Raw genomic sequence first — 13,654 nt, 5'->3', positions numbered from 1 at the left:
CGCCGACCCGGGACGTCGGCCCGGTCATCATCGGGTGGGAGAGACCTCCGGTACTCAGACGTCTCTTCAACCGCCCTGTACCGGAGGAATCACCTATGTCCGTGGACCTGTGGGTCTGGGTCGTCACCGCGGTGGCGATCGTCGGCATGATCCTGTTCGACTTCTTCGCGCACGTCCGCACGCCGCACGCGCCCTCGTTCCGCGAGGCCGCCACGTGGTCGGCGATCTACATCGTGCTCGCCATCGTGTTCGGCATCGGTCTCGGCATGGTGTGGGGCTGGGACCACGGCACGGAGTACTTCGCGGGGTACGTCACCGAGAAGAGCCTCTCGGTCGACAACCTCTTCGTCTTCCTCATCATCATGACGAAGTTCGCGGTGCCCCGTGAGTTCCAGCAGAAGGTGCTGCTGGTCGGCGTCGTGATCGCGCTGGTGCTGCGCACCGTGTTCATCCTGGCCGGCGCCGCCGCGATCGAGCGCTGGTCCTGGGTCTTCTACATCTTCGGCGCGTTCCTGGTCTACACCGGCATCAAGCTGGCCAAGGAGAAGCACGAGGCCGACGAGCTGTCCCACGCCGACGAGCAGAAGGACGGGCTCGCGGTCCGGCTGCTCAAGAAGGCCGTCCCGACGGTGGACGAGTACCACGGCGACCGCCTGACGACGAAGATCGACGGCAAGCGCTTCATCACCCCGATGCTCGTCGTCATGGTCGCGATCGGCGCCACGGACATCCTGTTCGCGCTCGACTCGATCCCCGCGATCTACGGCCTGACGCAGGAGCCGTACATCGTGTTCACGGCCAACGCGTTCGCGCTGCTGGGCCTGCGCCAGCTGTACTTCCTCATCGGCGGCCTGCTGGAGCGCCTGGTGTACCTCAACAAGGGCCTCGCGTTCATCCTCGCCTTCATCGGCGTGAAGCTGGTCCTGCACGCGATGCACGAGAACGAGCTGCCGTTCATCAACGGCGGCGAGCACATCGAGTGGGCGCCGGAGATCCCGACGTGGCTCTCGCTGCTCGTCATCCTCGGCACGCTCACGGTCGCCACCGTCGCGAGCCTCGCGAAGACCCGCCGCGACCGCGCCGAGATCACCACCGACCCCGCCGCCGTCGAGGCCCAGGAGCCCGTCACCCACAAGGAGAGCTGACCCCCGCATGGACGTCTCGCCGCTCGTCTGGGCGGTCTCGCTGGGGCTCGCCGCCGCCGTCCTGATCGTGGACGTCGCGGTGGTGGGCCGGAGGCCGCACATCCCGTCGACGGCGGAGTGCCTGCGGTACCTGGGGGTCTACGTCGGGCTCGCGCTCGTGTTCGCCGTGGTCGTCGCCCTCGTGTGGGGCGGCGACCCGGCGGGCGAGTTCGTCGCCGGGTGGCTGACCGAGTACTCGCTCTCGGTCGACAACCTGTTCGTGTTCCTGCTGATCATGAGCCGGTTCGCCGTGCCGCGGCAGTACCAGCAGACGGCGCTGCTGATCGGCATCATCCTGGCACTGGTGTTCCGCGGGGTGTTCATCGGGATCGGCGCCGCCGCGATCGCGTCGTTCTCCTGGGTGTTCTACCTGTTCGGCGCGTTCCTGGTGTGGACGGCCACGAAGGTCGCCCGGGAGGGGGTCGGCGAGGACGCGGACGAGGCGGCGGAGGACTACCGGCCGCCGGCGCTGGTCCGGGCGGTGCAGCGGGTGCTGCCCACGACGGACCGCTACGACGGCGTGCGGCTGACCTCGAAGGTCGAGGGCCGCCGGCACGTCACGCCGATGCTGCTGGTGCTGGTGGCGATCGGCGCGACGGACCTGCTGTTCGCCTTCGACTCGATCCCCGCCGTGTTCGGCCTGACGCAGGAGCCGTACCTGGTCCTCATGGCGAACGTGTTCGCCCTGATGGGGCTGCGCCAGCTGTACTTCCTGCTCGGCGGGCTGCTGACGCGCCTGCGGTACCTGAACGTCGGCCTGGGCGTGCTGCTCGGGTTCATCGGCGTCAAGCTCGTCCTGCAGGCGCTGCACGAGAACACGCTGCCGTTCGTCAACGGCGGCGAGCCGGTCGGCTGGGCGCCGGAGCTGCCGTCCTGGGTGTCGCTCGCGGTCATCGTGGTGACGCTCGGCGTCACCGCGGTGACGAGCCTCGCGGCGTCGCGGCGCGACGAGCGCCGGGCCGCGGCGGGCGAGGGCGGCCGGCGCGCCTGACCGGCCCGCCCGCCTGACCGGCCCGCCCGCCCGACCGGCCCGGCCGGCCCGACCGCGCCGGCGTCAGGCGCCCGCCGCCCAGGGGCCGAGGAGCAGGTTCCACCCGCGGATCTCGACGTCCGCGATGACGCCGGCCCGCGCGAACGGGTCGTCGGCCAGCAGCACCTCGAGCGCGGCTGCGTCGGTGGTCTCGAACACCAGCAGCGCGCCGGCGGCGCCGTCGGTGAACGGGCCCGACCCCCGCAGCAGGCCCCGGTCGCCGAGCTCGCGCAGGTACGCGCGGTGCTCGGGGCGGACCTCGTCCTGCAGGTCGGCGCGCTGGTCGTAGGTGTACCGGACGGCGAAGGTGGCCATGCCGCCATCATGCCCGACGTGCCACAGTGGGCGGATGAGCACCCCGCGCACCCTGCTGACCGACGACGTGCTGGCCCGGGTGGCCGAGCGGGCGCCGGTGCACGACCGGGAGAACACCTTCCCGCACGCCGACCTGGACGACCTGCGCGAGGCCGGCTACCTGCGCGCGTGCGTGCCGGAGGCGCTGGGCGGCGCGGGGCTGACGCTCGAGGAGGTCGCCCGGGAGCAGGTGCGGCTGGCCGGCGCGGCGCCCGCGACGGCGCTGTCGGTGAACATGCACCTGGTCGTCACGGGCATGGCCGCCGTGCTGGCGGCCCGCGGCGACGACTCCCTGGAGTTCGTGCTGCGCGACGCCGCGGCGGGGGAGGTGTTCGCGTTCGGGAACTCGGAGGCGGGCAACGACCTCGTCATGTTCGGGTCGCGCACGCGCGCCGAGCGGCAGCCCGACGGCGGGTACCGGTTCCACGGCACGAAGATCTTCACGTCCCTCGCGCCGGTGTGGACCCGGCTGGCGACGTTCGGGCTCGACGAGGCGCACCCGGACGGGCCGCGCCTGGTGCACGGCGTGGTCGCGCGCTCCGACGGCGGGATCGAGACGAAGGACGACTGGGACACGCTCGGCATGCGCGCGACGCAGAGCCGCACGACGGTGCTCGACGGTGCGTACGCCGCTCCCGACCGGGTGTTCCGCGCGCTGCCGCCGGGGCCGAGCGCGGACCCGTACGTGCTCGCGCTGTTCCAGGTGTTCGAGATCCTGCTGGCCGCGGTCTACACGGGCATCGGCCGGCGCGCGCTGGAGCTCGCGGTCGCCGCGGCGCACCGGCGCACGTCGATGAAGAACGGCGGCCGCTCGTACGCGCAGGACCCCGACATCCGGTGGCGGGTGGCCGATGCGGCGATCGCGCAGGACGGGATCGAGCCGCAGGTGTGGGCGCTCGCCCGTGACGTCGACGAGGCGGTCGACCACGGGCCGCTGTGGTTCGCGAAGGTGGTCGGGCTCAAGGTGCGGGCCACGGAGACGGCGCGCGAGGTCGTCGACCGGGCGATCCGGGTGTCGGGCGGCGGGTCGTACTTCTCCCGCAGCGAGCTCGGCCGGCTGTACCGGGACGTCCTCGCGGGGCTGTTCCACCCGTCCGACGACGAGTCGGCGCACAGCACGGTCGCGAACGCCTGGCTGGGGCCGGTCGACCGCTGACGCCCGCGTGCCGGCACCGCGCCGGCGCGGGCGCGCGGACGGCCCCGGGCACGTGGACGGTCCCGGGCACGCGGACGGCCCCGGGGCGCGTCGCCCCGGGGCCGTCGTCGTCGGTCGCGCGGTGTCAGGCGCCGGCGCCCGAGGTGTCGCAGTAGTACTCGCCCGTGGTGGTCCCGCCGCAGGTCTCGCCGAACGCCTCGTACTCCGTGCCGGCCGGCGCGGACATGTACAGCGTGTCGCACGACGCCATGTCGCCCGCCGCGCAGGCGTCCCACAGGGCGTCGAGGGCCGCGTCGTCGCCGTAGGTCTGGGCGCCGGTGGTGCCGGCGCCGCCGTCGGTGCCCTCGTCCGCGCCGTCCTCGGTCCCGCCCTCGGTCTCGCCCGAGCCCTCGGACAGGTCCAGGCCGACGCAGTAGTCGGTGGTCTCGACGCGCCCGCCGCAGGTCGCGCCGAACTCCTCGTTCTCGGACCCCAGGGGCGACTCGTCGAACAGGTCGTCGCAGGCCTGCATGTCGCCCGCGGCGCAGGCGTCGCGCAGGTCGCCGAGGCGGTTGTCGTACGCGCCGATCGCGGTCGTGACGATCACGGCGGTGACGATCCAGCCGATGACCCCCAGACCACCGAGGACCAGGCCGGCGATGGCGAAGCCGCGGCCCTTGGTGCCGTTCTTCTTGGTGCGGCGCAGGCCGAGCACGCCGAGGATGATCGCCACCACGCCCGTGCCGAGGAGGCCGGTGACGAGTGCGGCGATCGAGACGCCGTCCGTCTGGGTGCCCGGGCCGGGGTACTGGTTCGGCGCGTAGGGCTGCGCCGCGCCCGGGTGGCCGCCGCCCTGGTAGCCGCCGCCCTGCTGGGGGTAGCCCGCCGAGGGGTACCCCGACGACGCCGGGACGCCGGCGCCCTGCGGCTGGCTGGCGCCGGCCTGGGGGTAGCCGCCCTGGGGGTAGCCCGTGCCCTGCGGGTAGCCGGTGCCCGCCTGGTCGCCGCCGGTCGCCTGCCCGCCCGAGCCGGGCGCGGCGTACGGCGACGGCGCGCTCTCGCCCGCGGACCAGGACGGGGCCGAGCCCGTGCCCGCCGTGCCGGAGCCCGACGTGCCGGAGCCGCTCGACCCGGTGCCCGGCGCCGCCGGCCAGGCCGCGGTGGGCGTGGTCGGGTAGGCGGCGGTCGGGGCGTCGGAGCCGGGCGCGGTCGGGTACGCGGCGGTGGGCGCGTCCGACGACGGGGACGCGGGGTAGGCGGCGGTCGGCGCGTCGGAGCCCGAGGGCGCGGACGGCCAGGACGGCGCCTCGTGGCCCGAGGGCGCCGGGCCGGAGGACGACGACGCCTCGTAGCCGGAGGGGGCGGGGGCGGTGGGCTGCTCGCCCGTCCCGGGCTGCTGGCGGCCGGGCTCCGGCGCGGTGCCGTCGTTCGACATGGACGTCCTCTCGGTGCGTGTGAAGTTCCTGTGCGTCACTCTGGCAGAACGTCCGCGACCTGGGCCAACCCGTCCATACCGGGACACGCGGTGTTCACCCGCCCGCCGCGACCGCGCGGCTCCCGCTCCCGCCGCGCGGCCTCACCAGCCGCGGGCTCGCCACTCGTCGAGGTGCGGGCGCTCGGCGCCGAGCGTGGTGTCCCGGCCGTGCCCCGGGTACACCCACGTGTCGTCACCGAACCGCCCGAAGACGCGGTCCTCCAGGTCGGCCATGAGCGACGCGAACGCGGCCGGGGTGGTGGTGCGCCCTGGGCCGCCCGGGAACAGCGAGTCGCCCGTCAGCAGGTGCACCCGCCCCGGGACGGCGCCGGGTGCCGACGCGTCGCCGGGCTCGCGGTACGCCAGGGCGACGGCGCCGGGGGTGTGCCCGCGGAGCGCGACGACCTCGAGCCGCAGCGCGCCCACCTCGACCACGTCGCCGTGCGCGAGCGGCCGCGGCGGCGGGGTGCCCGCGTCCGCCGCCACCGCCTCCGCGTCGTCCGCGCCGGCGGCGTGCGGGGCGCCCGTGGCGTCGAGCACGGCGGCCAGCGCGCCGAGGTGGTCGCGGTGCCGGTGGGTGGTGACGACGAGCGCGAGGTCGCCGTCCGGGTCGCCGGGCACGCCCGCCCGCGCGAGGTCGAGGAGACGGTCCGGTTCGGCGGCGGCGTCCACGAGCAGCCGTGCGCCGGACCGCCGGCACGCCAGGACGTACGCGGCGTTGTCCATGGGCCCGACCGAGAGCTTGCGCAGCACGACGTCGTCGAGCACCCGCACCGCGGCCGGCCCGCCGGGCGCCGCGACGCCGGTGTACCGGCCCGCGCCGCGGCCGTCGCCCACGCCGGCCCCGCCCACGCCGGCCCCGCCCACGCCGGCCCCGCTCACGCCCGCCCCGCTCACGCCCGCCCCACCGTCTCGGCCCGCGGCTCCGGCGCGCCCCGGCGCCGCAGCGCCTCGTCGTGGCTGTGCACGGCCCGCACGAGCGCGAGGTGCGAGAGCGCCTGCGGCACGTTCCCGATCATGCGCCCGGTGACCGGGTCGTACTCCTCGGCGAGCAGACCCACGTCGGTGCGCAGCCCGTCGAGGACGTCCAGCACGGCCGCGGCCCCGTCGACGTCGCCCTGCCGCGCCAGCGCGTCCGCCAGCCACCCGGAGCACGCGAGGAACGGGTGCTCGGAGCCGTGCAGCCCGTCGTCGGTGCGCTCGGTGCGGTAGCGGAGCAGCAGCCCGGGGGCGACCTCCAGCTCGGCCCGGATCGCGGCGACGGTGCCGACCAGCCGCTCGTCGCCCGGCGGCAGGAACCCGACGAGCACGAGCTGGAGCAGCGACGCGTCGGTGTGCGTCGCCCCGTGGTGCTGGACGAACGTGCCGCGCTCCGCGTCCCAGCCGTGCGCGAGCACGTCGGCGTGCACGGCGTCCCGCTCGCGCCGCCACCGGTCGACCGGACCGGGCAGCCCGTGCTCCTCGACGCCGCGCACGGCGCGGTCCAGCGCGACCCAGGCCATGACCTTGGAGTGGGTGAAGTGGCGCGGCTCGCCGCGCACCTCCCAGATGCCGCTGTCCGGCCGGCGCCAGGTCGCGCACAGGTGGTCGACGAGCCGGGTCTGCAGCGACCAGGAGTCGGCACCCTCGGCCACGCCGGTCGCCCGGGCGAGGTGCAGCGCGGCCATCACCTCGCCGAGCACGTCGTTCTGCACCTGCGACACGGCGGCGTTCCCGACCCGCACCGGGCGCGAGCCGGCGTAGCCGGGCAGGTGGTCGAGGGTGCGCTCGGGCAGCTCCCGCGACCCGTCGACGCCGTACATGATCTGCACCTGAGCGGGGTCTCCGGCGACCGCCCGGAGCAGCCACTGCCGCCAGGCCTCGGCCTCGTGCCGGTAGCCGTGCTCGAGCAGCGCCTCGAGCGTCATGGCGGCGTCGCGCAGCCAGCAGTACCGGTAGTCCCAGTTCCGCTCGCCGCCCGGGTCCTCCGGGAGGGACGTGGTCGCGGCCGCGACGATGCCGCCGGTCTCGGAGTCGGTCAGCAGCCGCAGGACGAGCAGCGACCGCACGACGGCGTCGCGGTAGGTGCCGCGGTACCGGGCGGCCCGCGCCCAGCGCGCCCACTGGTGCTCGGTGACCTCGACCCGGTGCGCCGGCCGCGGGGCGCGGGGGACCGGGGCCCAGGACGGCACCCAGGTGAGCGACAGTTCGACGGTCTCGCCCTCCGTCAGCGTGAACGCGTCGGCGTGCCCCCGGTGGGGGCCGTCGCCGGGGCGAGGGAGGCGGTCGCCGCGGAGCACGAGGCTGTCCGGCCCGGCGACCGCGCGGATGACCTCGGTGCCCTCGGCGTCCGCCACCCGGTGCACCCACGGGACGACGGCGCCGTACCCGAACCGCACGACCCACTCGTGCCGCACCCGGACGGACCCGCGCACCGCGGTGAGGCGTCGGACGAGGTCGCAGCGTCCGTCGCCGAGCGGCATGGCGTCGAGCAGCACGGCGGTGCCCGTGGGCGTCTCGAAGGTGGTCTCGAGGACGAACGAGTCGTCGAGGTACCGCCGGGTGACGCGGGTCGCGTCCGGCGCGGTCAGCAGCCAGCGGCCGTGCTCGGGCCCGCCGAGCAGCGCGGCGAAGCAGGCGGGGGAGTCGAACCGCGGCGGGCAGAGCCAGTCGACGGACCCGGCGCGCGACACCAGCGCGGCGGTGCGGCCGTCGCCGAGCACGGCGTAGTCGCCGATGGGGGTCGGGACGGGGGTGGTGTCGGTCACCGCTGCGTCGTCGGGCACGGTCCCCATCATGCGCCCACCAGCGGCGACGCCGCAGGTGGGACGGCCTGCACGGTTCGAACACATGTGCGCATGTCGGTGGCTCGCCGTAGCATGCTCGGCGTGAACGATCGTCTGGTGGTCCAGGGGGCCCGCGAGCACAACCTGCGCAACGTCGACCTGGACCTGCCGCGCGACAAGCTCATCGTCTTCACGGGCCTGTCGGGGTCCGGCAAGTCCTCGTTGGCGTTCGACACCATCTTCGCCGAGGGCCAGCGCCGGTACGTCGAGTCGCTGTCCGCGTACGCGCGCCAGTTCCTCGGCCAGATGGACAAGCCCGACGTCGACTTCATCGAGGGCCTGTCGCCCGCGGTGTCGATCGACCAGAAGTCGACCAACCGCAACCCGCGGTCGACCGTCGGGACCATCACCGAGGTCTACGACTACCTGCGCCTGCTGTTCGCGCGTGCCGGCACGCAGCACTGCCCGGTGTGCGGCGAGCGCGTGACGGCCCAGACCCCGCAGCAGATCGTCGACCGGCTGCTCGAGCTGCCCGAGGGCACGCGCTACCAGGTGCTCGCGCCGGTGGTCCGCGGCCGCAAGGGCGAGTACGCCGACCTGTTCAAGGAGCTGCAGGCCAAGGGCTTCGCCCGAGCCCGCGTCGACGGCGAGGTCGTCCAGCTCGCCGAGCCGCCGACCCTCGAGAAGAAGCTCAAGCACGACATCGAGGTCGTCGTCGACCGCCTGGTGTCCCGCGAGGGCGTCCAGCGCCGGCTCACCGACTCGGTGGAGACCGCGCTGGGCCTGGCCGGCGGCCTGATCCTCGTCGACATGGTCGACCTCGACGCCGACGACCCGGAGCGCGAGCGCCGGTTCTCCGAGAACCGGGCGTGCCCGAACGACCACCAGCTCACGCTGGACGAGATCGAGCCGCGGACGTTCTCGTTCAACGCCCCCTACGGCGCCTGCCCGGAGTGCACCGGCATCGGGTCCCGCCTCGAGGTCGACCCCGAGCTCGTCGTGCCGGACGACGACCTGTCGCTCCGCGACGGCGCGGTGGCCCCGTGGGCGCAGATCTCGTCCGAGTACTTCGAGCGCGTGCTCACCGCGCTGGCCGACGACCTCGGGTTCTCCATGGACCAGCCGTGGCGCGCGCTGCCGGAGCGGGCCCGCAAGGCCGTGCTGTACGGCGAGAACCACAAGGTCCACGTCAAGTACAAGAATCGCTGGGGCCGCGAGCGGCAGTACTCCACGGGCTTCGAGGGCGTGGTGACGTTCCTGGAGCGCCGGCACGGCGAGACCGAGTCGGAGTGGAGCAAGGAGAAGTACGAGGCCTACATGCGGGAGGTGCCGTGCCCCGTCTGCGACGGGACGCGGCTCAAGCCCGAGGTGCTGGCCGTGCGGGTCGGCGGCAAGTCGATCGCCGAGGTCTGCGCGCTGCCCATCCGCGAGGCCAAGGAGTTCCTCGACGCCCTCGAGCTCGGGGTGCGCGAGCGGCAGATCGCCGAGCAGGTGCTCAAGGAGATCCAGGCCCGCCTCGGCTTCCTGCTCGACGTCGGCCTCGACTACCTGTCGCTGATGCGCGCCGCGGCGACGCTGTCCGGCGGCGAGGCCCAGCGCATCCGGCTCGCGACCCAGATCGGCTCCGGCCTGGTGGGCGTGCTGTACGTCCTGGACGAGCCGTCGATCGGCCTGCACCAGCGCGACAACCGCCGGCTCATCGACACGCTCACCCGGCTCCGCGACCTCGGCAACACGCTGATCGTCGTCGAGCACGACGAGGACACCATCCGCACCGCGGACTGGATCGTCGACGTCGGCCCCGGCGCGGGCGAGCACGGCGGCAAGGTCGTGCACTCGGGCGACCTCGACGGGCTGCTGGCGTCCCGCGAGTCGATGACCGGCGCGTACCTGTCCGGCCGACGTGCGATCCCCATGCCCGCGCAGCGCCGCAAGGTCGACAAGAAGCGCCAGGTCACCGTGCACGGCGCCCGCGAGCACAACCTCAAGAACGTCGACGTGTCCTTCCCGCTCGGGACGTTCACGGCCGTCACCGGCGTGTCCGGCTCGGGCAAGTCGACGCTCGTCAACTCGATCCTCTACACGGTCATGGCCAACGAGCTGAACGGCGCCCGCCGGGTGGCCGGCCGGCACAAGCGGGTCAGCGGCCTGGACCAGCTCGACAAGGTCGTGCACGTCGACCAGGGCCCCATCGGACGCACCCCGCGGTCCAACCCGGCGACCTACACCGGCGTCTGGGACCGGATCCGCAAGCTGTTCGCGGAGACGACCGAGGCGAAGGTGCGCGGCTACACGGCCGGGCGGTTCTCGTTCAACGTCAAGGGCGGCCGCTGCGAGGCGTGCTCCGGCGACGGCACGCTGAAGATCGAGATGAACTTCCTGCCGGACGTGTACGTCCCGTGCGAGGTCTGCCACGGCGCGCGGTACAACCGCGAGACGCTCGAGGTGCACTTCAAGGGCAAGACGGTCGCCGACGTGCTGGACATGCCGATCGAGGAGGCCGCGGAGTTCTTCGCCGCGGTGCCCGCGATCGCCCGGCACCTCACGACGCTCGTGGACGTCGGCCTCGGCTACGTCCGGCTCGGCCAGCCCGCGCCGACGCTGTCCGGCGGCGAGGCGCAGCGCGTCAAGCTCGCGACCGAGCTGCAGCGCCGGTCGACCGGCCGCACGGTCTACGTGCTGGACGAGCCGACCACCGGCCTGCACTTCGAGGACATCCGCAAGCTGCTCGGCGTGCTGCAGGGCCTGGTCGACAAGGGCAACAGCGTCATCGTCATCGAGCACAACCTCGACGTCATCAAGAACGCCGACTGGGTCATCGACATGGGCCCCGAGGGCGGGTCCGGCGGCGGAACGGTCGTCGCGCAGGGCACGCCCGAGCAGGTGGCGCGGGTCGAGGCGAGCCACACCGGCACGTTCCTGGCCGAGGTGCTCGCGGACCCGGCGGCGGAGCGCGTCAGCGCCTGACGCCCCGCGCGGCCGGCGCTCGGCCCCGGCGGGTCGGCGCTCAGCCCAGCGGGTCGGCGCCCGTGGTCTCCAGGACCGCGGGCGCCGGCTCCGTCAGCACCGCGAACGTGACGGACCGCGCGATGAAGCAGTGCTCGTGCGCCCGCCGGTGCAGGTCGGCCAGCTGGGCGTCCAGGCCGGCGCCGTCCTCGGCCGCCGCGGCGCCCGGCCGGACGGTCACGTGCGGCCGCAGCACCACCTGGGTGAACTGCCCGTGGCCCGCCGCCTCGACCCGCATGGTCCCGGTCGCGCGGTCCGTGTACCCGACGACCGTCACGCCCGACGTGGCGGCGAAGTGGAGGAACCAGAGCATGTGGCACTCGGCCAGGGCCGCGACGAGCAGCTCCTCGGGGTTGTGCCGGGCCGGGTCGCCCCGGAACGCCGGGTCGGCCGACCCGAGGACCGTCGCCTTGCCGGCGACGCGGATCTCGTGGTCGCGGCTGTACGCGGCGTACCCGGTGGTCCCGGTCGCGCCCGCGCCCGTCCACACGACGTCGGCGGCGTACTCGTGCAGCAGTCCCATGCGGCCGACGGTACCGGGGCGGCGGGCGGCCGGCGCGGGTGCCGGCGCGCGCGTGCCGGCTGTCGGCGCGGCGAACTACGGTGGCACGCATGGCTGATCCCGCGACCTACCGGCCCGCGCCGGGGGAGATCCCGGACCAGCCGGGCGTGTACCGGTTCCGCGACAAGGACGGCCGGGTCGTCTACGTCGGCAAGGCGAAGAGCCTGCGGTCCCGGCTGAACTCGTACTTCCAGGACGTCGCCGGTCTGCACCCGCGCACCCAGCAGATGGTGACGACGGCGGCGTCGGTGCAGTGGACCGTCGTCGGCACCGAGGTCGAGGCGCTGGCGCTCGAGTACTCCTGGATCAAGGAGTTCGACCCGCGGTTCAACGTGAAGTACCGCGACGACAAGTCGTACCCGTACCTGGCGGTGACGCTGGCCGACCAGTTCCCGCGCGTCCAGGTGATGCGCGGCGCCAAGCGGCCCGGCACTCGGTACTTCGGCCCGTACGCGCACGCGTGGGCGATCCGGGAGACCGTCGACCTGCTGCTCCGGGTGTTCCCGGTCCGCACCTGCTCGGCGGGCGTGTTCAAGCGCGCGAAGCAGCAGGGCCGCCCGTGCCTGCTCGGCTACATCGACAAGTGCTCCGCGCCGTGCGTCGGGAAGATCTCCCAGGAGGACCACCACGTCCTCGCGGAGGAGTTCGCCGACTTCATGGCCGGGGACACCGCGCGGTTCACCAAGCGCCTGACCCAGCGGATGCAGGAGGCGTCGGCGGAGCTGGACTTCGAGCGCGCCGCCCGGCTGCGCGACGACATCGGCGCCCTCAAGCGCGCCACGGAGAAGAACGCGGTGGTGCTGTCCGACGGCACGGACGCGGACATCTTCGCGCTGGCCGGCGACGAGCTCGAGGCCGCGGTGCAGGTGTTCCACGTCCGCGGCGGCCGGATCCGCGGCCAGCGCGGCTGGGTCGTCGAGAAGGTCGAGGACCTGACGGACGCCCAGCTGGTCGAGCACCTGCTCCAGCAGGTCTACGGCGACGTGCCGGGCGGCGACCCGGCCGCGGCCTCGGGCGCGGCGGCGGGCTCGGTCCCGCGCGAGGTGCTCGTCCCGGTGCTGCCGGACGACCTCGACCAGGTGCAGACGTGGCTGTCCGGGCTGCGCGGCAGCCGGGTGCAGGTGCGGGTCCCGCAGCGCGGCGACAAGCACGAGCTCGCGGAGACCGTGCGGAAGAACGCCGAGCACGCGCTCGCCCTGCACCGCACCCGCCGGGCCGGCGACCTGACGACCCGCAGCCAGGCGCTCCAGGAGATCCAGGAGGCCCTCGGGCTCGACTCCGCGCCGCTGCGCATCGAGTGCTACGACGTGTCGCACAACCAGGGCACGTACCAGGTGGCGTCGATGGTCGTGTTCGAGGACGGGCTGGCGCGCAAGAGCGAGTACCGCACGTTCGGCATCCGCGGCCCCGAGGGCACCGGCGCGCGCGACGACACCGCCGCGATGCACGAGGTCATCACCCGCCGGTTCCGCCGGTACCTCGCCGAGCGCGAGCAGGCCGGCGACCTCGAGCTCGGCCTGGGGGAGGACCAGGTCGCCGAGGCGCTGGCCGACGCCGACGCCGGCCCCGTGCGGTCCGGGCCGATCGACGAGACGACCGGCCGCCCGCAGCGGTTCGCGTACCCGCCCAACCTCGTCGTGGTCGACGGCGGCCCGCCCCAGGTCGCCGCCGCGGCGGCGGCGCTGGCGGAGCTCGGCATCGACGACGTCGCGCTGTGCGGCCTGGCCAAGCGGCTCGAGGAGGTGTGGCTGCCGGGGGAGGACTACCCGGTGATCCTGCAGCGCTCCTCGGAGGGGCTGTACCTGCTGCAGCGCGTCCGCGACGAGGCGCACCGGTTCGCGATCACCGCGCACCGGAAGAAGCGCAGCAAGGGCATGACGGTGTCGGCGCTCGACACGGTCCCCGGCCTCGGCCCCGCGCGGTCCGCGGCGCTGCTCAAGCACTTCGGGTCGCTGAAGCGGCTCAAGGCCGCGTCGGCCGAGGAGATCGCGTCGGTCCCGGGCATGGGCGCGCGCACCGCGGCGGCGGTGGTGCAGGCGCTGGCGGGTCCGGGTGCGGCGGACGCCGGCGCCGCGGCGCAGGCCGACGCCCCGGCGCCGGCCCCCGCTCCCGCGGACGGCTCGGCCGCCGGTGCCCCCGACGCC

The 13,654-nt window shown here is 74.4% G+C and carries 10 protein-coding genes; 5 read left to right on the top strand and 5 right to left on the bottom strand.

All coding sequences use genetic code 11. From position 1 onward, the window contains the following. Positions 1-95 precede the first annotated feature (95 nt). Entirely contained in the window at positions 96-1,145 is a 1,050-nt protein-coding gene (locus Cpa01nite_RS14635) for a TerC family protein (protein WP_203669494.1), read from the top strand. A gap of 7 nt (positions 1,146-1,152) precedes the next feature. Further along, positions 1,153-2,175, top strand: coding sequence for a TerC/Alx family metal homeostasis membrane protein (locus Cpa01nite_RS14630; protein WP_203669493.1), 1,023 nt, complete (start codon positions 1,153-1,155; stop codon positions 2,173-2,175). A gap of 63 nt (positions 2,176-2,238) precedes the next feature. On the opposite strand, the gene Cpa01nite_RS14625 is transcribed toward Cpa01nite_RS14630, so the two are convergent. Next, a complete protein-coding gene (locus tag Cpa01nite_RS14625) occupies positions 2,239-2,529 on the bottom strand; it encodes a YciI family protein (RefSeq protein WP_203669492.1) in 291 nt (96 codons plus the stop codon). Between the two features lie 34 nt (positions 2,530-2,563). Here Cpa01nite_RS14625 and Cpa01nite_RS14620 point away from each other — a divergent pair, with 34 nt between their 5' ends. Further along, positions 2,564-3,724, top strand: a complete 1,161-nt coding sequence (locus tag Cpa01nite_RS14620; protein ID WP_203669491.1) for an acyl-CoA dehydrogenase family protein — start codon at positions 2,564-2,566, stop codon at positions 3,722-3,724. Between the two features lie 124 nt (positions 3,725-3,848). On the opposite strand, the gene Cpa01nite_RS14615 is transcribed toward Cpa01nite_RS14620, so the two are convergent. The 3 genes from Cpa01nite_RS14615 to Cpa01nite_RS14605 all read right to left on the bottom strand — a co-directional run bounded on the left by Cpa01nite_RS14615 (position 3,849) and on the right by Cpa01nite_RS14605 (position 7,951). Continuing rightward, complete coding sequence (locus Cpa01nite_RS14615) at positions 3,849-5,138, bottom strand: DUF4190 domain-containing protein (RefSeq protein WP_203669490.1); 1,290 nt, start codon at positions 5,136-5,138, stop codon at positions 3,849-3,851. A gap of 141 nt (positions 5,139-5,279) precedes the next feature. Then, entirely contained in the window at positions 5,280-6,014 is a 735-nt protein-coding gene (locus tag Cpa01nite_RS14610) for an MBL fold metallo-hydrolase (protein ID WP_239068818.1), read from the bottom strand. A 56-nt stretch (positions 6,015-6,070) separates the two neighbouring features. Continuing rightward, complete coding sequence (locus tag Cpa01nite_RS14605; RefSeq protein ID WP_203669537.1) at positions 6,071-7,951, bottom strand: glycoside hydrolase family 15 protein; 1,881 nt, start codon at positions 7,949-7,951, stop codon at positions 6,071-6,073. 84 nt (positions 7,952-8,035) lie between these two features. Here Cpa01nite_RS14605 and uvrA point away from each other — a divergent pair, with 84 nt between their 5' ends. Next, positions 8,036-10,909, top strand: a complete 2,874-nt coding sequence (uvrA, locus tag Cpa01nite_RS14600) for an excinuclease ABC subunit UvrA (protein WP_373307440.1) — start codon at positions 8,036-8,038, stop codon at positions 10,907-10,909. A 40-nt stretch (positions 10,910-10,949) separates the two neighbouring features. On the opposite strand, the gene Cpa01nite_RS14595 is transcribed toward uvrA, so the two are convergent. Next, positions 10,950-11,471 carry an OsmC family protein gene (locus Cpa01nite_RS14595; RefSeq protein WP_203669488.1) on the bottom strand — a complete coding sequence of 174 codons (522 nt, stop codon included), beginning with the start codon at positions 11,469-11,471 and terminating at the stop codon, positions 10,950-10,952. Positions 11,472-11,560: 89 nt separating this feature from the next. Here Cpa01nite_RS14595 and uvrC point away from each other — a divergent pair. Further along, a partial coding sequence (gene uvrC / locus Cpa01nite_RS14590; protein ID WP_203669487.1) for an excinuclease ABC subunit UvrC occupies positions 11,561-13,654 on the top strand: 2,094 nt, incomplete at its 3' end.

The organism is Cellulomonas pakistanensis, from assembly GCF_016862755.1.
Classification (GTDB): domain Bacteria; phylum Actinomycetota; class Actinomycetes; order Actinomycetales; family Cellulomonadaceae; genus Cellulomonas; species Cellulomonas pakistanensis.
Note: the sequence above shows the minus strand (reverse complement) of the source record. Positions and strands in the feature narration are given on the sequence as shown.